Origin of the sequence: Vibrio sp. J1-1 (assembly GCF_021728395.1) — a bacterium.
Taxonomy (GTDB): Bacteria; Pseudomonadota; Gammaproteobacteria; order Enterobacterales; family Vibrionaceae; genus Vibrio.
In genome coordinates, this window is the sequence record NZ_JAKKCM010000001.1 from 183,511 (window position 1) to 209,890 (window position 26,380).

Here is a 26,380-nt window from a genome sequence, read left to right on the forward strand (position 1 = left end):
TCGTGATAGCGCTTGCACGCTTAAGCTAAAAAACGCTGCTCAAGGGCAGCGTTTTTTTAGGTATCTCAGTCTGGCTAGTCAGTCACTGTGACATCTGTATCCGGAACGGCACAACACGCTAATACCGTTCCCATTGCACGCTCTTCAGCGCTTAAAGCTGGTACGTCAGGATGGTGAACTTGCCCCGATTTCAATTGTACTTTACATGCACCACATAATCCTGCGCGGCAACTGTTGCTAATGTCCTTTCCGGCATCTTCAAGTTGGTCTAAAAGTGTTTTCTGATTATTACCCGTAATCTTAGAGCCGTTGAACTCGATTTCGATACTTTTCTCTGGCTGGGCTGTAACCGCAGAGACACCAAACGCTTCCTGATGGTAGTTCTCTTCAGGCAGCCCCTTTTTCATTAGCAAGTTTTTCGCTTTTTGCATAAAGCCATCAGGGCCACAAACAAACACCTGACGCTGTTCGGCATCTTTAATCTGTTTGATGTGTGAAAGACTTAGTCGACCTTTCAATCCAAACCAATCTATCGCTGGTTGAGTCAGACAAAACTTGACCTCTAGTCCTGGATGTTCTCGTTTCAACAACTCCAATTCAACTCGACAAGGAATGTCTTTTTCGGTGCGGCACTGATGGTAGAACACGACATCATCTAATTGGTTGTTATCGGCTAAATAACGCACCATCGACAGCATTGGAGTAACGCCACTGCCCGCTGAAAGCAACAACAGGCGCTGAGTGTGATGCGGCTTAAGATGAAACTCCCCATCTGGTTTTTCCGCTTCTAATACATCGCCAACCTGCAGATTATCCAATAGCGAATTCGACACACGGCCACCAGAAATTCGCTTAACTGAGACAGCATATCGTCCCAGACGAGAAGGACTGGAAGAGAGCGTATAACGTCTGCCTATCTTTTTACCATCCACTTCAACATCGATTGGTAAATGTTGTCCAGGTAAGTAATTCGGTAGCTGGCCTTTGCTTGGTTCTAACCAAAACGTCACAAAATCTTGTGCTATTTCTTCACGTTCGACGCAAGTTAACGTTAAACGTGCAGGAGAGTTATCCTCATAAAACTCAGGTTGTTTGTATTCAAGCACTTCAACTTTATCGCCTTGGCGAATAATACCTTCGTTACAGGCCACAAGGTTTTGCCCAAAAAAGACCCCTCCTCGCTCATTGGCACGGAACTGCTGTAGCGTTTTCAGTGGCTCTTTACTCTCGCGGAACGTACCTCTTTGCGTATTGACCGTCGTAAGAATGCAACGCTCACAAGGCTTGAGTGACTCGAACTCCACCTCGCCGATACGAATTCGTTTCCAAGAATCTTCTTCAAATGGCTTGGTATCTGCGACAACCAGATTGGTACGGAACTGATCCATAGAGTGCTGTTCTGAGCTTCGCTTATTCAGTTCATCAAGCGAAGCCTGACTGATGACCAAAACCGGGTAACCATCAGCAAAACTCACGTTATGGCCGAACTTTTCTCGCACACGGTTCGATTGCTCACCACAAAAAAGCAGTTCGACTCGCTGCCCTAACACACGGGTGAACCAGTCATCAGCTTCATCGGTTGTCGTATAAGCAGTAAACGTATCGCTCCATACGGTCGCAGGGGTTTCCTGCATTTTGAAGTCTTGATAGCGGATTTTAAGCGGCTCCATACCTAAGGAGCTAAACACAACACCATCGGCGAGTATCGCTGATTTCACGGTGACCATCTGTGGGTACTTCCTTGCGGTGATCATCGAGCCATCTGCTTTGGCAAGCATAAATCGGCGATCAAAGCTCAAGCCTTGCTTTTCTACCCATGCAGACGAGAGAGCTACCCCTCCAACTGATTTAACCGGAAAGACATTTATTTGGGATAAGATGGGTTGTGACATAGCCTTCTTCCTGCGGTGTATTTTATTTATTGCGCTATTGTAAGGAGAAGTCTTGACTAATGTAAGGAGTCAACTTAACTAAATCTAAACATTGTATTTTTTACAACACGCTGACTAAACACCGATTGATATAATGTGACACAAGACACATAATTCGCCACTCTTTTGACAACAACGATAAATTGACTAGAGGCTTATCATGGATACAAGAAAACTCGTTCTAATTTTACTGTGTATATTTCTTCCACCAGTCGCGGTGTACATGGAAAGAGGCTTCAATAAAGATTTCTTCATCAACTTAATTCTGACCTTTTTCTTCTTCCTACCGGGTACGATTCATGCGCTTTGGTTGACGATGAAATAACTTATCGCGCTTCCACAATCGTAGAAAAGTGAAAAATGGGATGAAATGTGAAGTCAATTCCTCTATCATCCTGTCGCCTAAGCGCAAGCGTTTGCTCACAATGCAGTTGCTTCGTTTAGGCTCCAATCAGACAACTTTTTCAATGGTGGGAGCAATTAATGACAACACTGACTATTACTCGTCCTGACGACTGGCACGTTCACTTACGCGATGGGGATGTTCTTAAAGACACCGTTCGTGATATCAGCCGCTACAACGGCCGCGCGCTGATCATGCCAAACACCGTCCCACCTGTTACCAACACTGAAATGGCGCTAGCCTACCGCGATAGAATCCTTAAAGAACAACACGGCGAGCAATTTGAACCTTTAATGTCGCTGTACCTGACCGATAACACCTCTCCAGACGAAATTCGCGCCGCAAAAGCGACAGGCAAAATTGTTGCTGCAAAATTATACCCAGCAGGTGCAACCACCAACTCTGATTCTGGCGTGACCAATGCGAAGAACATCTACCACGTTCTGGAAACAATGGAAGAAGTCGGCATGCTACTTTTGGTTCATGGCGAAGTCACACATCACGATGTTGATATCTTCGACCGTGAAAAAGAGTTCCTTGATACGGTTCTTGCTCCTATCGTTAATGATTTCCCAAATCTAAAAATTGTTCTGGAACACATCACCACCGCTGACGCCGCTAACTTCGTTAAAAACGCGTCTGATAACGTTGCGGCGACGATTACTGCTCACCACCTACTTTTCAACCGCAACCACATGCTTGTCGGTGGCATTAAGCCGCATTTCTACTGTCTGCCAATCCTAAAGCGCAATACCCACCAGCAAGCGCTGATTGAAGCGGCAACAAGCGGTAGTAAGAAATTCTTCCTGGGTACAGATTCAGCGCCACACGCAAAAGGTGCGAAAGAGTCGGCTTGTGGCTGTGCGGGTTCATACACAGCACACGCAGCCGTTGAGCTATATGCTGAGGTATTCGACAAAGAAGGTAAACTGGAAAACCTAGAAGCATTTGCAAGTTTCAATGGCCCAGACTTCTACGGTATTGCTCGTAACACCGATACAATTACCTTAGAAAAAGCCTCTTGGGATGTACCAGAAACTATGCCGTTTGGCAGTGACATCGTTGTTCCTATCCGTGCAAACGAACAGATTGAATGGCAAGTTAAATAAGCGCTTCACTTAATTAACGCTAACAAATAAAAAGGGTCATGACTTTATATCCACAAATGAAGTCATGACCCTTGTTGTTTTTTTGGGTGAGATTAATTCCCACGCACCTTTTCTATCAATGTCCAGGCACCAACGACAAGCAAACCGGCAACAAAGCCGATAAGACCGTTGAGTAAAATCGGTAACACTGCGGTGGCAAAAGAGTGACCACTAAAGTCCATCAAGATTGGCTCTACAAAGTGATGAATGGCTGGCACATTGTGAACAATGATGCCCCCACCAACCAAAAACATCGCAGCCGTGCCGACTATGGTTAGCAATCTCATCAACTTCGGCGCAAAAGTTACCAGTGCGTTCCCGACTTTTGCCATGAAACCTTTTCCTTTCGCGCGTACCTCAAGGTATAAGCCCAAGTCATCCAGCTTAACTATCCCAGCGACTAAGCCATAAACACCAATGGTCATCACTATCGCAATCAGACTCACCACAATAACCTGCGTGACAAAACTGGCTTCTGAAACCGTACCTAAAGCAATCACAATAATTTCAGCAGAAAGAATAAAGTCGGTACGAATCGCCCCATTGACTTTCCGTTTCTCGAACGCTTCTACCGACTCTCCTTTATCCAGTATCTCTTCTTTTTCTTCGTGTGAATGAGCATGAGGAAAGAGTTTCTCTAGCACTTTCTCTGTGCCTTCAAAACAGAGAAATAAACCACCAAGCAGAAGCAATGGCATGATCAACCAAGGAATAATGGCACTAATGAGCAGCGCCGACGGTACCAAAATCAGTTTGTTCTTAAACGACCCCTTCGCCACGGCCCAAACAACAGGTATTTCACGTTCAGAGGCAACTCCTTGTACCTGCTGAGCGTTCAATGCTAAATCATCTCCTAACACACCTGCTGTCTTTTTCGCTGCCACTTTTGACATCACCGCGATGTCATCTAATACCGTGGCAATGTCATCTAACAGTGTGAGTAAACTTGCTCCAGCCATTTTTTATCTCTTTAAATGCAATCAGTTACATTAAACCTAGTCAAAATTAAAATGTATCACCACAAATATGCTCAGCAAAGTGATTATCTGGCAAAGATTATGGTAACGAGCGGTATTTTATATTGCTGTAAAGATAAGACACGTCTAGTCTTGTCTTACCTTTGAGTAAACAAAAGAAAAAAGTATAGATGAAAAGCGGATACACTTACCCAATTGGTACCCCAGGGCAACCTTGGGGCGAAGCTGAACGTAAAGCCTGGTTAGCCGAACGCGATGTTAAACGCAGCTATCCGGAAGAAGTCGTCAGTAAAATCGACACACTTCGCGACCGTTTTGATGTCGAGCAATACGGTGCGCTCTCATATGACGAAGATCGTTTCCCACTATTTTGCATCAAAACACGCAACTGGGATTCAGCAAAGCCTGTTGTTCTTGTCACTGGTGGCGTGCACGGCTACGAAACCAGTGGTGTACATGGAGCATTAAAATTCGTGGACACAGAAGCTGAGCGTTACGCTGAGCACTTCAATATCGTAGTTGCGCCGTGTGTGAGCCCTTGGGGTTATGAAGTGATTAACCGCTGGAATCCAAACGCGATTGATCCGAACCGATCTTTCTATGCAAACAGCCCTGCGGAAGAGTCCGCTAACCTCATCAAGCTTGTTGCGACACTGGGCGATGTATTAATGCACATTGATCTTCACGAGACGACTGACTCAGATGAAACCGAGTTCCGCCCTGCTCTGGCGGCTCGCGATGGTATTGAATACATCGAAGGTATGATCCCGGACGGTTTTTACACTGTAGGTGATTCGGAGAACCCACAACCAGAGTTCCAAAAAGCGGTGATTGAATCGGTAGCAAAAGTGACGCACATTGCCCCAGCTGACGAGAAAGGTGAAATCATCGGCTCACCTGTTGTTCAAGTTGGCGTGATCAACTACCCAATGGTGAAACTGGGATTATGTGGCGGTGTGACTAACTGCCAATATGGCACGACAACTGAAGTCTACCCTGACAGCCCGAAAGTCACTGACGAAGAGTGTAACGACGCTCAGGTTGCAGCCGTTGTAGGCGGCCTGGATTACGTACTATCTCAGCTAAAGCCAACCGCATAAATTGATAAAATCTTAATGTAATTCCACCAAGTTACCGCTTCCACTCTCATATAGTGTCCCAATATGAGAGTGGAAGCTGTCCTTTTATTGGGCTAAGGCTAAACACTGCTATCCCAGATAGCCACCATAATCACAGCATATCGAGGGTGATCTCACCAAAACGATAAACTTTACCACCAAATTGATCAGCAAAGTACGTTGCATCTTTCTGCTTACTAAAACTTGCCAGTGTTGAACCCATAGATCCTTTTTGAGACGAACCGATGACGTACCAGGCCTCTCGTCCATCGATAAAGTATTCATCTTCAGGTTTTTGCCATGGGGTTTTGCTCATGTCATGAACATAAACTTCTTTTATTTGACGCTGATTGTCTGGTTGTAAAATGTAGTTGAATAGGTCTTTGGTAGAACAGAACTTTTGCATAGATTGAGTCGATTTATTGTAGCCTTCTCCCTTTGGCCCAGGAAAACGACTGATGAGCATGCCACACAGGTGGCATTCATCTGATTGTTCAATGCTGACTGCTCGATGAACCATAGCATTCTGTTCAGCTTGCGGGTCGCTGCAGGCTGTAATAACAACAGAAAGTAGTATTATGTTGAGGTATTTCAATTTGGTTAAGTATTGAATGAGTAGTTTATGCATCAGAGCTCCTAAATTTGGTGTTTTGAACGGCAGCAATTTATAGTTTTTGATGTCGAAACAATATCGAAGCGAGTCCTAAAGGCGCTAAGACCCAAGCGACCATAATCATAATGAGAGTCGTTGCAGATTGACTTTGGTTGATAGCAATCGCCAGTACGCCATCGATGTCACCAGTGTTTAAATTTGTCAGGTTGATGAGACGGAACAAATCGGTTGGGTTAAATAGCATTACCTGAATCAGGAAGGTTTGACTTAGCCCCTCTTCGACACCAATTAATACTGCCAATAATGCCAGATCAAAAACCAGCACGAATAAGAACCATACCAACAGAGCAATCCCTGCGGCTTTAGACTTTTCACTGACCGATAAACTGATTACATAAGCCAGAGCGATAAAGCTCCAGCCTAGAAGCATGGCTGAAAAGATAAACAAACTAAATGCAGGTAGTACGTCAGTACTGCCCGTAACGAAAGCCATTAGTACACCAGCACTACCAAAGCCTAACAGCGTCGACAAACCAATAATTGTCGCCTGACCGAAAAACTTTCCGGCCAGAAGTTGGTGGTGGCTCAAAGGATAGGTCATGAGTAGCAATAGAGTTCCAGATTCCCGCTCACCAATAAAACTGTCGTAGCTCAGCAGTAACGCAATAAGAGGAATTAAAAATACCGCAAGGCTGGATAAACTGGCTATCGTGCTGGAAAGAGAGACTACATTTAACTGGCCAGATGCGGCTGAACCATAATAGCTAAGCCCAATAGCCAGCACAGCGAAAATAAAAGTAATAGATAAAAACCAACGATTACGTAAACCATCCTGAAATTCTTTTAATGCAACGATCATTACGGGTGGCATCATGATGTTATCTCCGGCGAACTAAGTATGCACTCAGTTGGGTTTAAACCAGTGTCATGCTGAGTGGTTGTCTTGTCTTGTTTTAGATAGTACTGATAGAGTTGTGTTAGGCTGGCTGACTCAACGTTGATATCGGTTAGTTCATTACAGCTCAACAGTTGACGGATAACCTCTAACTTTTGCTTTTCAGGTACCTGCAACTGATCTGTACCTGTCTGCCATTGAACTAATCTCGAGTCGTTTTCTATAAGTCGGGAAAGGTGCGGAACATTGATGGTTGCCGGAAGATTCGCCTGCTTGCGCAAATGATCTAAGCTTCCAATGGCTTTCTGCTGACCTTTCGCCAGAATTAAGGCTCTGTCTATGTGTTGTTCGACGCCGGGTAGAACATGAGAACAAAGAATCACACTGGCACCATTAGCTTTTAGCTGGTCAACGCGCTGATAGAAGTCTTGAGTAGCGATAGGGTCCAGTCCAACGGTGGGTTCGTCTAATAGTAATAGCTTAGGGTTGCCCAGGAAGGCCTGTGCGAGACCCAGACGTTGCCGCATCCCTTTCGAATACTGTTTTACTTGTCTGTTTTGAGCATGAGTCAAACCGACCTGTTCTAATAATTCATATACTTCTTGCTTGGCAACTCGTTTGAGCCGGGCAAAGTAGGTAAGTACTTCTAGTCCTGTCAGTTGTTCGTAAAAACTGACGTTTTCCGGCAGGTAACCAATTTTTCGACGGCTTAGCCATGCTTGTTGTGATAGAGGGTCTACGCCAAAAACACGTGCCTGTCCACTACTGGCCGGGGTTACTCCTAAGATGATTTTCATCATAGTGGTTTTACCTGCACCGTTGTGACCAAACAGCCCGAGCACCTCTCCCGGATTTAAAGTCAGGTTTATAGTATGCAGCGCAGTGAGCTGTTGGTATTTTTTGCTTGTCTCACTCAATGTAAGAATGGGCGTTTCGGCTGTCATAGGGTTACTCTGATGTCGGATGATTTAAGGAGCATTAGGGATGCTCAGTTTGTAAATTATTGAACTCCTTGCTGGAGTGAGCTATTGGTGCGAGCAAAGGAAAGCTGTCTTTTACGCCAGCAGGCTTAAGGACCGGAAACTGCTTTTGGATCCAGCGCAGCATTAATAAAGCAGGGCTATCTAACAGTATTTTTGCTTCCGGATATTTCCAAATGAGTTTGTCTATTCCGTCATTTGGCTCAAAAGGGGTATCACCCCGCTGGTCGTGGTTGAGATCCCATCCTAAATAATTGCTCCAGTAGTTTCCGGTCCCATCCTTGCTCCACTCTTGTTCTCGATTAACAACATATTTGATTTGCACTGGGTTGTTGATAAAGCTGTTGCCATACACCTGAACGTTTTCCGAACCTGCGGTAAGGTGAATGCCAATTTCTGCCGTTTCAATGGTGTTATAGCTGATGGTGTTGTAGCCGGAGTTGTAGATGAATAGCCCTTTCCCGTCGCGACCGTTAACTTTGTGCTCCGGCTTAGTCCAGACATGCTTGATCTGATTGTGACTTATTGTTGAATACGTGATGAAATTCATCAAAATACCATAGTCTTCACTATCACGACTGATGTTATTGGTGACGGTTAACTGGCGTGAACTCATTAAGGCGTAGCCTGCTCTGGTTTGATAGGCGAGATTGCCTTCAACCCGGTTGCTGTGGGAATACATATAGTGAATACCATAACGAAGGTTGTGCATGGTATTATTGAGCAATTCATTGTTCTGACTGGCGATAATATAAAGTCCGTCACGGGTATTGCTGACATTATTCCCTTCTACTGTGACATTCTTTACCTGGGATAACTGAATTCCGTTGCCTCTGTCAGCGGAACGTAACTGTGGGTTACCAATAATCGTATTGTTGATGACCTCAATATTTTGACCACCTTGTAGCCATATCCCAAAGCCGTCTCCCTGTAAGTGGTTATCCTTAATAACCAGATGATTAGCGCTTTTATCTGCATAGATAGCAGCGTTTTCTTCGGTTAAGTTGTGCCCCCAGTTACCAATTTTTACACCAATAATTTGAATATTATCACTTTTTAATAACAGCCCATGTCCTTTGCCGTTAGCATTGAGAACTGCTCGTGATGAACCTTGTAACGTAATGCCATGGCGAATGATAAAATTACCATTGTACTCTCCATCGGAGAGGATAATCTGATCGCCATTAACCGCGGCGTCTAATATCCGTTGTAAATCATCGTCTTCTGTTACCTTAATTGTTGCCGCAAAAGCGTTACCCTGCAGGGATAATAGTATGACTAATGCAATGAAACGATAGAGCATCACTGTCCTCTTCGGCTTATATCAGGTTTAATTACGATGCAGGAATGAAACGCTATCGACTGGCGATAGCGTTTCTGACGATTATGCCTCAACCAGCATACGCCCGCGCATTTCCATATGTAGCGCGTGACAGAACCAGTTACAGTAGTACCATTGTACGCCTGGTTTATCAGCGATAAAGGTGACTGACGCTGTAGCTTGCGGACCGATTTCCATTTGAACACCATGGTTTGTCATACAGAAACCATGTGTGACATCTTCGACCATATCCAGGTTAGTCACAACGACGGTCACCTCGTCACCAAGTTTTACTTTGAACTCTGTCATGCCAAAGTTAGGAGCGATTGAGGTCATGTAAACACGGACTTTATTACCTTCACGGATAACTTTGTTCTGTGTCATGACATCAACACCATCTTTTTCTGCCATTGCTACAGTTTCTGCAAACAGCGGATCATCACGTGTCCACAGTTTTTGTGGTTTAACGATACTGCGGTGGACGATCATGCAGTCATGAGGTTCAGCATAAGTTGGACCATCATGTACTAACTTCATTTCTTCGCCGGAAATATCGATAAGCTGATCATTTTCCGGGCGTAGCGGGCCGACAGGAAGGAAGCGGTCTTTGGAAAACTTACACAGTGAAACGAGCCATTTTCCGTCAGCATCGCGGGTTTCACCTTGTGAGGTATGGTTATGCCCAGGTTGATAGTGTACGTCCAGTTTTTGGCGCAGATAATTCACCTTTTCACCATTATATGCCTTGATGGCGTCTTCAACGTTCCATTTGGCAATCTGGCTATCAAGGAACAGGGTCGTGTATGCATTCCCCCGGTTATCAAATGCTGTGTGTAGCGGCCCAAGGCCTAATTCTGGTTCTGCAACGATGGTATCCCGAGGCTGAATGCTATCATTGAAAAGGTCATCAAGTTTATCGATAGCAATTACAGATACAGTGGGAGATAGTTTGCCATTGGCAACAAAGTATTTTCCGTCAGAAGAGGTGTTTAAACCGTGAGGGGATTTAGGAACCGGAATGTAACGAGTGAGCTCTGAGCCTTTGCGACCGTCAAGTACCGGTACGTTGTTGCCATTGTAGGTTTTATAATTGCCTGCTTTTAACGCTTGTTCACATCGTGCCAGGTTAAAGACCACAACATGGTCACGTTCTGCGGTAATCATCTCTGCTAAGTTCATGCCCATTTCGGAGTTATAGCAGGTTGACGCAAAATACTTGCCGTCATAATCAGCATCAGTGTTGTCGAGGTTTCCATCGACCATCACCTGGAATGCTACTTCCATTTTTTCCGCGTCGATAACATTGAAGAGTGAACGATAAGTACTCACGTCTTCCAGATTAGACTTCCCGTCATTATTCATCGGGATCTCAAACTCACCGTTACAGACGACATACTTAGTTTCAGGTACTTTTTGTACCCGTAATCCATGAATTGCCTGCACGTTTGGTACGGTGAGCATTTTGTCTGTTTTCATTACGTTACATCGAATACGTGCAACTCGGGTGTTGGCTTTATCGTTGATAAATACATACTTACCGTTATATCGGCCGTCAGTCATGCTCATATGTGGGTGGTGTGAGTCACCAGTTAGTAAGTGAGCGCTATCACCTTTGATACGCTTACTTTCGTTGGTAATTCCCCAACCAGTCGCACTGTCGACATTAAATACAGGGATACGCATTAATTCACGCATGGACGGAAGACCAAGAATACGAACTTCTCCGGAATGGCCACCACTCCAAAAACCGTAATACTCGTCCATATCACCTGGGTGTACAACAGCAGAGTTACTCACTTCCTGTGCTTTTGCCTGTGCCATTGAAGCAAACATAGCGGCAGACATAGGAGCAACAGCAGCACCTAAACCAATGGCTGCACTCTTACCAAAAAATTTACGCCGTGATTCATCCACTGGCGCATCACTATCGATTTGTGTTGGTAGTCCGTTATTCTTGGGGTCACTCATTATTATGTCTCCGTTTGCTAAGTTAGTGCTTCTTTACATTCAGTTTTCATGTAGTTAAAGCTTATAGAGTACTTTTGTGTTGCACTTAGGGTGTTTCCGTTATTGGAATATCCTGGCTGGAATCTCGACGTTTTTTTCGAGCCAGCTTTTTAAGCGGTGGACATTTATCCGCGTTGTAGTAAGTGATTTGGCAGTCTAAGCAATAATGACATTCGCGCATGTTTATCTGTCCATTCGGATGAATGGCTTGGATCTCACATTCTTTGGCACATGTTTTACAGGGTTGACCGCACTCTGAACGACGTTTTAGCCAGTTGAACTGGCGTATGTTACTGGATACAGACAGAGCGGCACCCAATGGACATAGGTAACGGCAGAAAGTTTTTCGTTGAAACAGGTTAGCGAGTAGTAACAACCCGGCCCAAAAAATAAATGGCCATTCACGATCAAATTTGAGTAAAAATGTTGTTTTAAATGGCTCAATTTCGGCAAATTTTTCAGCTAATGCCAGCGAATCGAGTGATAGGCCAAATAAGCCCAGCAGGATAAGATACTTGATAGCCCACAAACGTTCATGAACGGCGAACGGTAATTCATATTGGGGAATTTTAAGATAGCGGGCGGCGACATTGATTAGCTCTTGTAAGGCACCAAACGGGCATAGCCAGCCGCAATACACAGCGCGCCCCCATAATAATAGAATGACTGCAGTTGCGCTCCAGAGCGTAAAGATAATCGGGTCAAGCAGGAATAGATCCCATGAGAAGTCCTTCATCAATGCCTGAAGGAAGGTGAATACGTTGACAATTGAAAGCTGACCGCCCCATGACCAACCGATAAATACGACTGTAACGATCAAAAATGCATGACGCAGGTTATGCATAAATTTGGGGTGACGGACCAATATGTCCTGAAAAAAAAGAACTAAAAGTAACACCAGCAATAACGCAGATAGGATATAGACCTCTACGTTTCGTTCCTGCCAAGCTTGTTCGACAAGTGTTAGCTCAGGCTCGGGATAAATGGCTGGCGGTGTATCAACGTAGCGATCCGGGATATCATATTCAGCCTGAAAACTGGAGAAAATACTATCAATTGGGCCGGTTTGCCGACGGACTAATAGTTCAAGTTGCCAGTCAGCGCCGGGATCAAATTCGTGATGTGTCTGAATACGAAAGACCGACATCTCTTTAAATTGAGGTGCGCCTGCAATAGCAAGGTCGGTGATTCGGTGATGGTCAAGATCCCGAAACTCGATCTCATTATCATTCTGCAAGACCTGGATTCGGTCAAAAATGCCGCCGCGAACGTACCCGGAACCTTTAAATGAGTAACCGTTCCCCAACACTACCAGCATATGTTCATTGGGTTTAAGTGTTGACATCAGCCAGTCGTAGTCTTTTTCACTGAACAGGTTTCTCCCGATCGTAGGTACATCGGCCAATGCATAATATATTTCCGCGAACATCTCTTGTTCTTTTCCGGGAGGAGCATTGTCCACGTTTTCAGCTTCGGTACCGTCAAAAGCTTTATCTACATTACCGCGATTGAGGAATAACCTACGAATCGACCCGTCTCCTGTGAGTTGTTGCCAGGTAGCGGTTTCAAATAGGTCATCAATAATAGTCGACGGCGGTTGGATAACGCCCCGCTCCGCTTCAATGATACCAAGTGTTTTCGCCACCTCATTTGCAGATTTGGTAAGAGCCGCGTTCATGACTTTTACGGTTACCGTCGCACCAGATAAACCGTCAATGGCCACATATTCAGAGGATTTACTATTACCGACTTTTATTTTGTCGTTGACTGATAACCCAAGGTATTGTTCAGCAAAAGCGGCAAGCTTGCTTTCCGGAATGCCAGCAAGAATTATGGGTTCGTGGTGTTCGATAATTTGAGCGTTGAGGTATTTTCCCTGCGGATCTATTACAACCAGCATGTTAACGGGTTCGCCTGAATAAGCAGGGATTGGCTCGATATCGTTGGTTTCAAAAGCATAGCCGACAAGGTTTTCCTGCTGATAAACCTCCCAAACAGGAGGGTGCGTTTGTTTTTCGCTGATACGGGTAGCTGCAGGGAAAGCGTTGTTTAATAAAACGAAAGGGTCTTTGGCCGGGCTGACAAACAGAGCATAAGCGGGAGACAGAGCTAGCCAACTTAGAAGGGTAACAAAAACAAATGCTTTGACGATTTTGTTTAGTCGTGTGAACCAATGCATCCTGCGTTCCTTGCTTAATTTGTTTGTTGCTCATTCATTTTAAAGCCGGGTCTGGCGTGAATGAATTGGCACCACAAAAGTCAAAACACTTAACTCATGGATAGAAATAACTGAGTTTGTAAATACCCACTTAACATGGACGTATTCTCGGCAACGTACTACGAAGGCAATGCAAGTGATTTCGCATAGGTTTGTAGTGACTTTCTGACTTTTGAACTGGCGTATAGATGTCCGGTTGAGAGCCTTAATCCATGGAGTTACCAACGGTCTTAAGGCTGCCAGTTAGACTATTTGAGGCTCGCATAGTATGCCGCGACGTTGGCGATATCTTCATCACTCAACATTGCCGCCTGAGGTTGCATGATCGCAGCTTGACCGCCACTACGCTCTTTATTCTTGTAGGCTTTCAATGAGCTGACCAGATACTGCTCATTTTGTCCTTTTAAGTTGGGGTAAATAGGCATGATTGCGATGCCATTAGCACCATGACAAGCAGCGCATGTAGCGGATTTCGCTTTACCTGCTTCGATATCACCACCAGCAAAAACCGGAGATGTGAAAGCAGTTAGACCAACCAGTACTCCCAGAAAGACGTTTTTCATTGTTCTGCCTCTATTTGTTGTTGTACCAATCGTAGTCAATAAACATTCATTCTAGCTGGTAAAACACTGGTTAACTTCAATTCAAAATGAAAACGAGTTTTCGAAAAAATTTGTTTTGCTATCAAGTGTTTTCTCTGTGCTACTTTGAGCACCTATTTACTTTGATTGGATAATTTAGCACCATATTTTGTTCTTCGATTTTTCCACATTAATTGTCAGTGTATTGCTAGAATTCTCACACTTTAGTTACTGAATTAAAAAATAGCCATTTGGTGGTAGTTGGCCGATTTTTAGTTATCAGAGTTTAAATAACAGTCATCTTTTACAAGTGTCGTACAAATACGAGTAGTTAACTGCGGTAAGTGTGATAATTGCTTGAACTGGCACCACTCTCCTAACCAAATTTAGGGCAAAAAAAGAGCCGCTATATGCGGCTCTTAATTATTCGAAATGTGAAACAACCATATATTGATATCATCAAAAACAACCATAAGTTGATATTTATGTGACAATATTTTTAAGACGCCAAATTGTAGTAGGAAACTTTCTTACAAAAAATGGACATGAATGAACATCGTAACTTTGAATATCTCAAATGATTTTATGCAAATTCGAGTAAATCTCACTCAGTTGGCTAGATCTGCTTGGTTACAGAACCTATAAGCTATACATCGAGCGAAACAGTTGTATTTGTCATTTTAGCAATTAGCCCACCAACTCGTTTGCGCATTTCACGTCTATCAACAATCATGTCTAAAGCACCATGATCTAAGAGGAACTCACTCTGCTGAAAGCCCTCGGGTAATTTTTCTCGGACAGTTTGTTCTATAACACGACGCCCCGCAAATCCGATTCTTGCTTTAGGCTCGCCAATGTTAATATCTCCTAGCATGGCTAGACTTGCTGAGACACCACCATAGGTCTGATCTGTTAGGACCGATATGTAGGGTAATTTAGCCATTGATAATTGATTCAAAGCTGCACTGGTTTTCGCCATTTGCATCAGAGCCATTAATGACTCTTGCATTCGAGCCCCCCCACAAGCAGAAAAGCATATTAATCCACAGTTTGCATCAATAGCAGCTTCAACTGCCCGAACGAAACGAGCACCTACAACTGAACCCATCGAGCCTGCCATAAAAGAAAACTCGAATGCACAGGCAACAACAGGTAAGCCCATAAGTTTTCCTCTTATCGCAACTAAGGCATCTTTTTCTCCTGTACTTTTCTGGGCTAGAGCAAGGCGTTCCTTGTAGCGCTTCAGATCCTTAAAATTCAGCAAATCTTTCGGCTCATGTTCACTGGCAATCTCAACTCGCTCTCCTTTATCCAAAAAGCTGTCTAAGCGTCGGCGTGCCGCCATCCTCATATGGTGTTCGCATTTTGGACACACCTCCAGATTCTCCTCAAGGGTTATGCGATATAAGATCTGGTCACAAGAGGGGCATTTAACCCATACCCCCTCTGGAATCGACGCTTTACGTGTACTGATAATATTCTTCTTATCTAATAGCTTTTCTAACCAACTCATGGGAGACCTCTCCAGATAACTTTAGTGAGGGCTATTGTATAAGCCTGTTTCTGGTAATAAAGTGGGTTATATGGGTTTGATAATCCAATATAATGGGATTAAATGAGATGCTTGATAAGATTGACCAACAGTGGCTAAAAAGTTTTCACTGTGTCTATGAGAACAACAGCTTTAAACGGGCTGCGGAATTTCTAAGTTTGCCAACATCAAATGTCAGTCGCCATATCGCTTTGCTGGAAGAACGGCTGGATACTCGACTATTTGACAGAACCACACGCCGAATCGCTCCGACGGATGCAGGAGAACACCTTTATTTACGTACGCAGCCATTGCTAGACAAACTTAATGATGCTCTTGAGGAAGTGACTCAGCATTCTCATGAAGTCATGGGGCAACTTAAAGTTCTAATGCCTGATTCACCTGCTTTAGCCCAAGCAGTGGTTTCTTTTTGTACCCAGCATCCCTCAATCTCATTATGTTGCGATACCAGCATTAGCCCGAAAGAGGATTTACTTGATGGGTTTGACATCATTTTAAGTTTTCACCGAGGAAAGCTCGAAGACAATAATTGGGTAGCCAAAGAGATTAAGCGCTGGCCAAGTGCTGTTGTAGTATCCCCCAAACTCATACAGACGTCTCTCATACCTTTTCAGATTACCGATTTGAAACACGTTCCGTGTATCAATAGCTTTACCGCGTTAAATGGAACACCGTGGGTCTTCAAAAACGCTAAAGGTGAGCTTATAACTCAAAAAGTACAGTCTTCATTTAAAGTCAATAGTGGGCATCTAGCTAAATCAGGCGCATTAGCCGGTTTGGGATTCGCGATACTACCAACCGAATCCTGTCGTAATGAGATAGATGCTGGTTCTCTGGAAATTGTTAAAATGGAGTACAAGCCTGAAGATTTGGTTTTGTATGTTTTTTACGCTTCCAGAAAACACTTGGCAAAAAAGATCCCAATGTTTATTGAACATTTACAGCACCAAGCAAGTTTAGATAAAAGCACGTAGGAAGAAGAACAATTTCAATAAAAGACTTTGTCTGAACCACTTATTATTAGTCTTGATAATATATTGCAGTGACTTCTGAAACTCGCTTTGAGGAAGATCTGAGCTAACTAGTACAGCTAGCTTACAGATGTTGGCTTGTATACAAACTCTGATGAGGTGTTGCCTAGAATCTATGATATTTTCGCATGTCAAAACTGATTGTCTTTTGATTACTTTCAGTTAAGCATACCGAGCTTATCAATAACAAAATCTAAAAAGACTTTCACTCGTTCAGGTTGATAAGCACCTCCACGGTAGAGAGCGTTCAATGGATACTTAAGTGGTTTAAAACCGATATCAAGCTTTTGCAATAGACCCTTTTTCACATAAGGTGCAGCGATAATATCGGGTTGATAGCTTGCCCCGATTGCTGAGAGCGTCAACTGACGAATAAGCCTTGGACTATTGCTTTTGAAAACGGCACGTACGGCAAGACTATTGCAACTATTGCTCTGGTTCAAAGTGCTAGCTACAGGCCAACGAGCTGTCGGGTGAAGATTGCTATCGATAAGGCAAGGCAATTGTGTTATTTCCCGATCATGGCAGTACTGTCTTGCTAACTCAGGCGCGGCGTAAACTGAACTTTGAAGTGACATGACCTTGCGGTATCTTAAGCTGGAGTCTTCTAATTCACTGGCACGAAAAGCGATGTCTATGGCTTGTTCCACTAAATCAAGTTTTTGGTTGGTAACGATGATATCAATCTGTATATCTGGATAGAGAGCGTGAAACTCAGGAATAAGTGGACTTAATAACTCTTCTGCAAAACCCTGCGATGCCGTTATACGTAGAGGACCTGAAGCCTCCTTATTATTTGAGTGAAGTTGATGGTAAAGCTGGTCAAACTTAGCCAAAACCTGTTGTGCTTGAAGGTAGTATTCTTGGCCAGACTGATTAACTGAAAGCTTGCGGGTGGTGCGATGAAACAGTGTGACTCCGAGCTGCTCTTCTACGCGATTAACGTATTTGGAAGTCAAAGATTTAGAAATACCTAAACGCTCTGAAGCAGCGGTAAATGAGCCGGTTTCTATTACTGCCACTACTGTTCTCATTCCATCTATAGTGTCCATAAATTGTCAACATGCTGGAAATTATCATTCCATGTTAGCGGGGTTTTTCTTCTTCGCAAGTTGTTCTTAAATATCTAACAGACAACGAGTTAGGAGAACACAATGATAAAACTATACTGGCACCCCTTTTCAGGGCACGCACACCGTGTGCACATGCTTTTAAGTATCCTCGAATTGAATTTTGAGCTCATTCCCGTCGATTTACCAGCAGGGGAACATCAACGGCCAGAGTTTTTGGCACTTAATCCGTTTGGTCAAATACCCGTATTAGTAGATGGTGAAACCGTTATTTCTGACTCAAACGCAATCTTGGTTTATCTCGCTACCGTCTATGATAGAGAACAGCAATGGCTTCCGGATTCGCCTCTAGCACGTGCAAATATCGAACAGTTTCTTTCTCTAGCGGCTCATCGACTCGCAGGCTCAATAGCCAAACTACGCGCAGCGAACCTGTTCAATCGCAGCATAGACCGTGAACCACTCACTCAAGAAGCACATAAGCTACTCAAACAACTTCAGAACTACCAAAACGGCCGCCAATGGTTGGTTGGAACAAAGCCTACTATTGCGGATTTAGCCCTCTATAGTTATATCAAGTTAGCACCAGAAGGCGGAATAAGTTTAGCTGACTACCCTGTTCTGGAAACTTGGCTCAAACGAGTAGAAGGACTATCTGGCTTTGTGCCTATGCAACTTTCGAATGTCGGGCTACGGAAGGAAAAACTGAACAGTGAAGTTAGCGAAAGCAATTGCTAACTTCGCAATGGTTTACGGTAGCAAAATGCTCTTCATAAGCATTGTTAATCACTCAAATTACTTTCCCTTAACTATCTTGCTAATCGTTGGTAGGTATTTGGTAATCCTACGAAGCAGAGTGGGTTGTTCGCTCACTCTTACTTTGTCACGTTTTAGCTGATTTGAACTTAACTCATTGAGAGCTCAGTAACACTAATTTTTACTTGCTTCTTATTTCGATCAAAGAGGAGTAAAAGTAAGCCAAAGAGTGACTTTCTGAATTGGGACGTAAATCAGGGTTAATAACGAATGGGGCAAAATCAATTCATCCATACGTGACTGAATTGAATATGGATAAAAGTAAGGCAAGCAGCAGGAAGTAGGAAAACGTTAAGTTAAATTGCGACTCGGTGTTAAACAGATTTCTATCACTACATTAAACGGCATCGACGGCGGTACAGTGTGCCGAAGTGAGTTTGATAACCTTGATAGGTGAGCTATGCCCAGCCGAGTTGTTGAAGACTGATAGTATCATTCCATATTTTGGTCATATGCTTGATAAGGTCACCTTCAAATAGAATCGCATAGACATAATCAGCTTCGACAGTATTTCCTGTAGGATCGACTGGGCCACCTAAACCAGTTTGTGTGCCATGAAAAACAGCGAAAGCAGTAACAATATTACGCTCTTTGTCTTCTGAAAAGCTCTTTAATTCGTAACGGCCATCTGGAATAGGTGTTAATAACCACTTCGTCCATTCTGTATAAGCTTCTAGGCTGTCAATATCTGCCAGTGCGCCAGCCTGAGATGAAAAAGTTGCACCAGAGTGACAATAAGATTTGCATGCATCCCAGCCTTTTCCTGTTTCACATGCGTCGAAAAATTTCATGGCGGTTTCTAATCTGTTGCTCATGAGTTATTTCACCTTTATTTATTACTTCCCACTCTATGGTATAGCACTGTTTCTTTGTTATATCAGCCAACAGTATTTATTTAACACGTGATACAAAACCAATTGCTTCTTCAGCCATTAGATTGGTAACCAGCAAGACCACCAGCATGCCTTTTATTTATTATAGTAAAAACCGTTCATCGTTCCTCGAAAGTAACTGTTACTGGTTTCACTAGACTAAGTGGCTTACTATTCCAAATACTATTAAAGGTTTATGGACCACTCATGAGCAGTAAAAATAGCAAAAACCTCAGCATTCTTCTTAAACTAACCACCTTTATTTCTCCTTATAAGTGGCGTGTTGCTGCTGCCTTGCTCGCACTAGTCGCAACCGCAAGCCTGACGTTATCAGTTGGCTATGGGGTACGCATGCTGATCGATCAAGGTTTTGCTCAACAGTCATTGCAAGAGCTAACGAGTGCGATTCAGTTTATTGTCGGTGTCACTCTGTGTATTGCTATCGGGACTTTCTTTCGTTTCTATCTTGTTTCATCCGTAGGTGAACGCGTCAGCGCAGATATTCGCCTCGCAGTGTTTAACCATGTTATTTCTCTGCACCCTAGTTATTTTGAGACCAACAGTAGTGGCGATATTATGTCGCGCCTCACTACTGACACCACTTTGCTACAGAGCATTATTGGCTCCTCATTTTCTATGGCGATGCGCAGCGCCTTAATGTGCATTGGCGCGATCATTATGTTATTTGCCACCAACTTTAAGCTCACGCTGATTGTCCTTGCTTCTGTGCCATTCGTTCTGGTACCCATTTTGGTTTATGGGCGACGAGTACGTGCACTGTCTCGCCAAAGCCAAGACTCAATGGCAGATGTGGGCAGCTATGCAGGTGAAGCGATAGAACATATTAAAACGGTACAAAGTTTTAGCTCAGAACAACATGAGAAAGCCGCCTTTGCCGTGGAGGTGGAGAAAGCATTCGAGATTGGTAGACAGCGAGTGAAGCAACGCGCGATTTTAATATCTGGTGTCATTCTGATTGTGTTTAGCGCGATTGCTGGCATGCTTTGGGTTGGCGGAAGTGATGTCATCCACGGAAAAATGTCAGCTGGTGATCTAGCGGCATTTGTGTTTTATGCCATTATGGTCGCCTCCTCCACAGCAACCATTTCCGAAGTGCTTGGTGAGCTACAAAGAGCCGCAGGCGCAACCGAAAGGCTGATTGAGATTCTGCAAGTTGAAAGCGATATTCGTGCGCCAAACCATGTTTTACCGATAAGCACAGAGATGCCAGCGGAGGTTACATTTAGCTCGGTTAATTTCAACTATCCTTCTCGCCCCGACCAACCGACTATCAAAGAATTAAACCTCACTGCTGAGCAAGGTAAAGTATTGGCGCTGGTTGGCCCGTCGGGTGCTGGTAAAACGACACTGTTCGAACTGCTACAACGTTTTTACGACCCACAGCAAGGTCAGGTTCTGTTTGGAGGCGTTGATATTCGTCAGTTCGACCCGAACGAGCTTCGCCAGCAGATGGCACTAGTCCCACAACAGCCCGCTTTATTCAGCCACGACGTATTCCACAATATTCGCTACGGCAACCCAGAGGCAACGGACGAACAAGTTATCGAAGCCGCGAAAAAAGCCCATGCGCATGAGTTTATTGAGAAGCTGCCTGAGGGCTATCGTAGCTTTTTAGGCGAGCGTGGCGTAAGGCTATCGGGAGGCCAAAAACAGCGAATTGCGATTGCTCGCGCCATTCTTAAAGATCCTAAAATCCTACTGCTTGATGAAGCCACCAGCGCACTAGACAGCGAGAGTGAACACTATGTTCAGCAAGCACTTGAGGCGTTAATGAAAGGCCGCACCACGCTGATCATTGCTCATCGTTTATCAACCATCCAACATGCAGATAAGATAGCCGTATTAGAGGATGGCGCACTGATCGATATTGGTAACCACCAATCATTGATGCAAAGCTGCGAGCTTTATCAGCGACTGGTGGCGTTGCAGTTTAAGCACTTAGGATAACGCTTGCTTAAGCTCGTTATAAATAGTTGGCTGAGTGTGTATGGAATTCATTTAGACATTTTATACTTTCAACGATGTCAGTTATAACAAGCGATTCTTGTATTGCTCCGGTGTCATGCCGGAGTATTTCTTAAACATGGCAATAAAAGGGCTAGCCTGATTGTAACCCAACGTCAGTGCGACTTCTTTTACCGTTTGTCCCTTACGCAGCAACTCCATAGAGTGCAGATACCGAACACGTAATCGCCACTCTGTAAAACTCATCCCTAGTTCACTCTGACAGTGACGCGCTAACGTTCTCTCTGTGGTATGCACCTTTGCGGCCCACTCCGCCAAACTGATTTCATCCGTGGGTGATTCTTCCACCGCTTTAAGGATAGGTTCCAGATACTTATTATCGGTGGTCGGTAAAAAATGGTGCTCCACTTCTTGTTTTGCCAGTTGATCGAGCAGCACCTGCACTAGGCGTTTGTCTTCATCACTATGTGCGACATTGATGTCACGTTGGCGAAAGTCTTCAATTATGGCTGCAATAACCGATGTCACCTTAATCAAACTGGTTTTGGTCGGGAAATGCGCCGTCAATTCCGGAGAGATATTTAACGAGCAATATTCGATCGGTTTACGGTTATAACTGGTATGACGAATACCCGCAGGCACCCAAATAGCTAAATGAGGGGGGGCTAAAAAGCGCGTGTCTTCGGCATCTATTTCCAAAATACCACCGCTGATCAATTGCACCTGCCCCCATGGATGGCTATGCATTCGAGTCTCTGTATTTGACAAAAACGCTTCAAAATTCATAAACACATCGGATGGAGCCCGATCGATTGATAATGAAGGGTGGAGGTTTCGCGAACTCTTTTTCAAAATTGTCTTCCTATCGCTCACTATGTCTTTTAGGAGATACTTTTCATTATAAAGACCTGCCAGACTATCGTCATCAATTATTGTTCGATAGGATTTTCATGGTTTACTTACTTCCGTTTTTTACCGTCATGATTTGGGGTGGGAATACTATCGTAAACAAAATGGCGGCCAGCGTGATTGAGCCTAGTGCGATGAGTTTCTACCGCTGGTTTATCGCACTGCTGATCCTGACACCATTTTGTCTACCAGCCGTGATTAAGCAGCGTCAGGTTATTCGCCCTTATCTCACCAAGCTGGCTTGCCTTGCTCTACTAGGTATGGTTTTAAATCAATCTCTTGGCTATTACGCTGGTTTAACCACCACAGCTTCTAATATGGCACTGATTACTTCATTGGTTCCACTCATCAGTGTATTTCTCAGCGTGCCTTTGTTAGGTAAGTCTATTTCTAAACTGAGCATCGTGGGCGGCTCAATGTCGTTATTGGGGTTAGCCTTTATGCTTGGCCATGGAGACATCACTTATTTCTTGCATCAGGATATCACTCAGGGTGATGGTTTGATGTTACTGGCCGCGTTCGTTTACGCAGCTTATTGCGTGCTACTAAAGCGTTGGAAGATGCCTTTTAACAATTTAACATTGGTTTACATACAAGGGTTCTTCTCAGTGACCATGCTGACACCACTCTGGTTGACGAGCGAGCAACTTTTACCAAGCCAAGAAGCGCTACCGTTAATTGCTTACGCGGGTATCGCTGCCTCAATTTTCGCACCACTGATGTGGGTAAAGGCGATAGATTTAATTGGAGCTGACTCCACCGCCATGTTTATGAATTTGTTGCCTGTGGTTTCTGTGGCATTGGCATCCTCACTGCTGGGCGAAGCGATCCATCTCTACCATATTTTTGGCGGCTTATTTGTTATTTTCGGAGTTATTCTCTCGCAGTTCAAAGTGCGCCGTACAAGCCGTAACTTCCCACCAGAGGTACCTTCGACAACTGTTTAAATACCGGGTCAGAACTCTTCTCGGATAATTGATTTTAATCAAACAGAGAAGTGATTTTTCCTGAAAATTCGCACACCCGGATTACACTTATAGTGATGTTAGGAAAGAGTGAATTAGGAGGTACTTATGAGCTTGGTTCCTCGTGATAGCTGGGCTGATTTCTCCCGGTTCTTTGACAATTCATTTCCTGCATTGAGGACACGATTCGAAGAGGGTACTTTTTCGCCACGAGTTGATATTGTCGAGAAAGACCAAGCCTTCGAAGTCACTGCCGATTTGCCGGGAGTGAAAAAAGAAGATATCAAACTTAGCTGCCAGCAAGGTGTGTTATCCATCGAAGCAAGTATCGAAACTAAAAAAGAGACAGAAAAAGAAGGTAAGGTAGTCCACAGTGAACGCTACAGTGGCAAGATGTCTCGAAGTTTTACGCTCGGTAACAACATCAATGTCGAAGAAATTAGCGCTGATTTTTCCGACGGTGTTTTGACTGTCGTGGTACCTAAACTAACCGGCCAAAGTGAAGAAGAACACAAGATTCCAATTCGCTAGCTAAGAGTAAACAAAATGCCCTCCTTTTACTGGAGGGCATTTTTCAAACTGCGGCCGCTATGCTGCGATTTTCATTTGCTCATCAAGCCAGTCAAAGATCACCGATGTAACCTGGGGTAAATTGCTTCCTCCTATGGTCCAGTGACATACCTCTGGTAATTCGACCAGAGTAGCCTGTTTCCCATACTTTTTCGTGATAGCGCGTTGTACCTTGATAGGCGTAATACAATCTGCGGTTCCGCCCAGTACCAGTATTGGGCTCCTCACCTGCTTCGCATCAACCCGTGAAAAACCACTTTTGAAAAAGCCACCAACGCCAATCTGAAACGTTGCCATGCCCGACTCAAAGGTCATATTGTCCAGGATTTGCTCTTGAACAGAGTCACTTTGAGAATTAGCAATACCATAGCGGACATTACTCTCGCCAACTTCCGTGACTTTGCGCCAAAGGTGAAATATCAATAAGTTACGTCCAAAGGTACGAATCACAGACCAGCTCCAGCCATTAATTCCGCCAGGAGCCGCTGACGAAAGGAGTACTAACTTACTGACTGGTACCCTAGCCGCCACTAATTGTGCTAACAATCCTCCCATTGAATGCCCGACGAGAATCGGAGCGACACCATGAGCTTTAACTTTGGCACAGATAAAATCGACATAGTCTTGTAAAGACGTTCTCGCAAGTCGGTTCTTATCCGCTTGATCGTATTCGAGCTTCGCCTTGTGCTCTGGAAGACACAAAGAATCCACTTCATACCCTTGAGCCTCAAAAGCCTGCTTTAGTTCTGACAAGGTTTCTCCGGTACTCCACATACCTGGGATAAGTACTACTGGCGGCTTGGTGTGATCTGGTATTGTCATTTTTCACGTCCTTATCATCTGGCAAGTCGGGTTATGCTGTCGCTTCAACTTCCTGAACCATTGCTTTATCTTGATCTACAGCAGGAGAAAACTGCAAAACGCCATCTTCGATAGGATCCTCAGTCAACGCTTTTTTGTCTTTCCCGTAGTGCATAGTGACAACCCAAGGCCCCTCCTTCCCTTGTCTCGGCATTCTTTCTTTTGCTCGTTCCATATAGCCCGGAGCAAACCCATCCAGCATACTGACGCCAGTACTCGTGTTATCGTTGTCTACTGGACGAACCGCTGCGAAGCCCTTCTGTTTCATAAGAGTAAACAAGTTACATAAATAACGGCCGCCTATATCCGCTTTTAACGTCCAAGGCGCATTGGTATAACCAAATATCCAACCATAATTTGGCACCCCTTCAACCATGATTCCTTTGTAGATCATGCGATTCGGAACGTTGATTGGCTCGCCATTTAACAGAAACTCCATGCCACCCATTAACTGGATATCCAAACCCGTTGCGGTCACAACCACATCAGCCTCTAGGTACTGTCCAGATTTCAGCTTAATGCCTTTTCCCGTAAAATGTTCGATATGATCCGTGACGATATTCGCCTTACCTGAACGCAAGGTTTTGAAAAAATCACCGTCAGGCGCTGCACACAAGCGCTGCTCCCATGGGTTGTAATTCGGAGTGAAGTGGCTCATATCAAAATCAGATCCCACTTGTTTACGAACATGCGATAGCAGCACTTTACGCATTCTCATTGGCCATTTACGACACGCCAGATACATACCTCGTTGCATGAGAATGTTGCGTTTTCTTATCAGATTGAACACCCACTTTTTCGGTAAAAAACGATTAAGGAAAACAGAAATTTTATCCGTATTCGGAACCGCCATAATGTAGCTTGGCGAGCGCTGGAGCATAGTCACACCCGCAGCTTTTTCCGCCATACTTGGCAAAAGTGTTATGGCTGTTGCACCACTACCAATGACGACCACTTTCTTATTCGAATAATCAAAACCCTCTGGCCAAAACTGAGGATGAACAATGTTCCCCTTAAACGACTCTTCTCCTTGGAAATGAGGTCGATGGCCTTTATCAAAATTGTAGTAGCCAGCGCAGTTGATCAAAAACGAGCAAGTAAATATTCTTTCCTCACCAGAAGGCTCATGAGTCGCCGTCACTGTCCAGCGCTGTTTTTCATCCGACCAATCTGCTTTGGTTATCGCCAAGCCGTATTGCACCTTATCATCAAAGCCAAATTCTTCGGCTGTTTCCGCAACGTACTCCCGGATGCTTTTTCCTTCAGCCAACACTTTATCTGAATACCAAGGTTTAAAGTCAAACCCGAAACTCGCCATATCTGAATCAGAACGAATTCCTGGGTAGCGAAATAAATCCCAGGTACCTCCCATTCGTTCCCTTCTTTCTAAAATCGCCAGTGTTTTATCAGGGTGCTCAGACGCTAGGTGGCAAGCCGTTCCAATCCCTGAAAGACCAGCCCCGATAATGATTGTGTCGTAGTGTACAGCGTTCATAACCTTTTCCTTGTTGACTAAACATTGCTCAATATTTCAGAAAGGGGGTAAGACAATATTG

General features: G+C 44.2%; 23 protein-coding genes. 8 read left to right on the top strand and 15 right to left on the bottom strand.

Annotated elements, in window-relative coordinates; genetic code table 11:
* Nucleotides 1-74 precede the first annotated feature (74 nt).
* Nucleotides 75-1,892 (bottom strand): hybrid-cluster NAD(P)-dependent oxidoreductase, encoded by a 1,818-nt coding sequence (locus L3V31_RS00820; protein WP_237313864.1) that lies wholly within the window; start codon nt 1,890-1,892, stop codon nt 75-77.
* Between the two features lie 199 nt (nt 1,893-2,091).
* Here L3V31_RS00820 and L3V31_RS00825 point away from each other — a divergent pair, with 199 nt between their 5' ends.
* Both L3V31_RS00825 and pyrC read left to right on the top strand, forming a co-directional pair.
* A complete protein-coding gene (locus tag L3V31_RS00825) occupies nt 2,092-2,256 on the top strand; it encodes a YqaE/Pmp3 family membrane protein (protein ID WP_237313866.1) in 165 nt (54 codons plus the stop codon).
* 158 nt (nt 2,257-2,414) lie between these two features.
* Nucleotides 2,415-3,443, top strand: coding sequence for a dihydroorotase (gene pyrC / locus L3V31_RS00830; RefSeq protein WP_237313868.1), 1,029 nt, complete (start codon nt 2,415-2,417; stop codon nt 3,441-3,443).
* A gap of 92 nt (nt 3,444-3,535) precedes the next feature.
* Here the strand turns inward: pyrC and L3V31_RS00835 are convergent, their stop codons facing one another.
* Nucleotides 3,536-4,441 carry a DUF808 domain-containing protein gene (locus L3V31_RS00835; RefSeq protein WP_237313870.1) on the bottom strand — a complete coding sequence of 302 codons (906 nt, stop codon included), beginning with the start codon at nt 4,439-4,441 and terminating at the stop codon, nt 3,536-3,538.
* Between the two features lie 188 nt (nt 4,442-4,629).
* On the opposite strand from L3V31_RS00835, the gene L3V31_RS00840 reads away from it, so the two are divergent.
* A complete protein-coding gene (locus L3V31_RS00840) occupies nt 4,630-5,559 on the top strand; it encodes a M14 family metallocarboxypeptidase (protein WP_237313871.1) in 930 nt (309 codons plus the stop codon).
* A 130-nt stretch (nt 5,560-5,689) separates the two neighbouring features.
* On the opposite strand, the gene L3V31_RS00845 is transcribed toward L3V31_RS00840, so the two are convergent.
* The 8 genes from L3V31_RS00845 to accD form a co-directional block, all read right to left on the bottom strand.
* Nucleotides 5,690-6,205 carry a nitrous oxide reductase accessory protein NosL gene (locus L3V31_RS00845; RefSeq protein WP_237313873.1) on the bottom strand — a complete coding sequence of 172 codons (516 nt, stop codon included), beginning with the start codon at nt 6,203-6,205 and terminating at the stop codon, nt 5,690-5,692.
* 37 nt (nt 6,206-6,242) lie between these two features.
* Nucleotides 6,243-7,064: an ABC transporter permease subunit gene (locus L3V31_RS00850; RefSeq protein WP_237313875.1), complete on the bottom strand. Its 822-nt coding sequence runs from the start codon at nt 7,062-7,064 to the stop codon at nt 6,243-6,245.
* Nucleotides 7,061-8,029, bottom strand: a complete 969-nt coding sequence (locus L3V31_RS00855; RefSeq protein WP_237313877.1) for an ABC transporter ATP-binding protein — start codon at nt 8,027-8,029, stop codon at nt 7,061-7,063. The genes L3V31_RS00850 and L3V31_RS00855 overlap by 4 nt, the downstream gene beginning before the upstream one ends.
* A gap of 34 nt (nt 8,030-8,063) precedes the next feature.
* Entirely contained in the window at nt 8,064-9,368 is a 1,305-nt protein-coding gene (locus tag L3V31_RS00860) for a nitrous oxide reductase family maturation protein NosD (RefSeq protein WP_237313879.1), read from the bottom strand.
* 81 nt (nt 9,369-9,449) lie between these two features.
* Nucleotides 9,450-11,354 (bottom strand): TAT-dependent nitrous-oxide reductase, encoded by a 1,905-nt coding sequence (nosZ, locus tag L3V31_RS00865; protein ID WP_237313880.1) that lies wholly within the window; start codon nt 11,352-11,354, stop codon nt 9,450-9,452.
* An 85-nt stretch (nt 11,355-11,439) separates the two neighbouring features.
* Nucleotides 11,440-13,572 carry a NosR/NirI family protein gene (locus tag L3V31_RS00870; protein WP_237313882.1) on the bottom strand — a complete coding sequence of 711 codons (2,133 nt, stop codon included), beginning with the start codon at nt 13,570-13,572 and terminating at the stop codon, nt 11,440-11,442.
* A gap of 287 nt (nt 13,573-13,859) precedes the next feature.
* On the bottom strand, nt 13,860-14,174 hold the full coding sequence (locus tag L3V31_RS00875; RefSeq protein WP_237313884.1) for a cytochrome c: 315 nt from the start codon (nt 14,172-14,174) through the stop codon (nt 13,860-13,862).
* A 664-nt stretch (nt 14,175-14,838) separates the two neighbouring features.
* Nucleotides 14,839-15,705: an acetyl-CoA carboxylase, carboxyltransferase subunit beta gene (gene accD / locus L3V31_RS00880; protein ID WP_237313886.1), complete on the bottom strand. Its 867-nt coding sequence runs from the start codon at nt 15,703-15,705 to the stop codon at nt 14,839-14,841.
* A gap of 107 nt (nt 15,706-15,812) precedes the next feature.
* Between accD and L3V31_RS00885 the strand changes: the two genes are divergently transcribed.
* Nucleotides 15,813-16,718 carry a LysR family transcriptional regulator gene (locus L3V31_RS00885; RefSeq protein WP_237313888.1) on the top strand — a complete coding sequence of 302 codons (906 nt, stop codon included), beginning with the start codon at nt 15,813-15,815 and terminating at the stop codon, nt 16,716-16,718.
* A gap of 215 nt (nt 16,719-16,933) precedes the next feature.
* On the opposite strand, the gene L3V31_RS00890 is transcribed toward L3V31_RS00885, so the two are convergent.
* Nucleotides 16,934-17,827, bottom strand: coding sequence for a LysR family transcriptional regulator (locus L3V31_RS00890; protein WP_267135862.1), 894 nt, complete (start codon nt 17,825-17,827; stop codon nt 16,934-16,936).
* Nucleotides 17,828-17,929: 102 nt separating this feature from the next.
* On the opposite strand from L3V31_RS00890, the gene L3V31_RS00895 reads away from it, so the two are divergent.
* Complete coding sequence (locus L3V31_RS00895; protein WP_237313891.1) at nt 17,930-18,583, top strand: glutathione S-transferase; 654 nt, start codon at nt 17,930-17,932, stop codon at nt 18,581-18,583.
* A gap of 476 nt (nt 18,584-19,059) precedes the next feature.
* Here L3V31_RS00895 and L3V31_RS00900 read toward each other — a convergent pair whose 3' ends face one another.
* Nucleotides 19,060-19,476, bottom strand: a complete 417-nt coding sequence (locus L3V31_RS00900; RefSeq protein WP_237313893.1) for a nuclear transport factor 2 family protein — start codon at nt 19,474-19,476, stop codon at nt 19,060-19,062.
* A gap of 264 nt (nt 19,477-19,740) precedes the next feature.
* Here L3V31_RS00900 and L3V31_RS00905 point away from each other — a divergent pair, with 264 nt between their 5' ends.
* On the top strand, nt 19,741-21,501 hold the full coding sequence (locus tag L3V31_RS00905) for an ABC transporter ATP-binding protein/permease (RefSeq protein ID WP_237313894.1): 1,761 nt from the start codon (nt 19,741-19,743) through the stop codon (nt 21,499-21,501).
* Between the two features lie 81 nt (nt 21,502-21,582).
* Here the strand turns inward: L3V31_RS00905 and L3V31_RS00910 are convergent, their stop codons facing one another.
* On the bottom strand, nt 21,583-22,371 hold the full coding sequence (locus tag L3V31_RS00910; protein ID WP_237313896.1) for a helix-turn-helix transcriptional regulator: 789 nt from the start codon (nt 22,369-22,371) through the stop codon (nt 21,583-21,585).
* A 98-nt stretch (nt 22,372-22,469) separates the two neighbouring features.
* Between L3V31_RS00910 and L3V31_RS00915 the strand changes: the two genes are divergently transcribed.
* Together L3V31_RS00915 and L3V31_RS00920 are read left to right on the top strand one after the other, a co-directional pair.
* A complete protein-coding gene (locus L3V31_RS00915; RefSeq protein ID WP_237313898.1) occupies nt 22,470-23,375 on the top strand; it encodes a DMT family transporter in 906 nt (301 codons plus the stop codon).
* A 126-nt stretch (nt 23,376-23,501) separates the two neighbouring features.
* The gene (locus L3V31_RS00920) at nt 23,502-23,924 is read left to right on the top strand and encodes an Hsp20/alpha crystallin family protein (protein WP_237313900.1); all 423 of its coding nucleotides are present in this window, start codon (nt 23,502-23,504) and stop codon (nt 23,922-23,924) included.
* A gap of 57 nt (nt 23,925-23,981) precedes the next feature.
* Here L3V31_RS00920 and L3V31_RS00925 read toward each other — a convergent pair whose 3' ends face one another.
* Nucleotides 23,982-24,785, bottom strand: coding sequence for an alpha/beta hydrolase (locus L3V31_RS00925; protein ID WP_237313902.1), 804 nt, complete (start codon nt 24,783-24,785; stop codon nt 23,982-23,984).
* Between the two features lie 31 nt (nt 24,786-24,816).
* Nucleotides 24,817-26,319, bottom strand: coding sequence for an NAD(P)/FAD-dependent oxidoreductase (locus L3V31_RS00930; protein WP_237313904.1), 1,503 nt, complete (start codon nt 26,317-26,319; stop codon nt 24,817-24,819).
* Between the last annotated feature and the right edge of the window lie 61 nt (nt 26,320-26,380).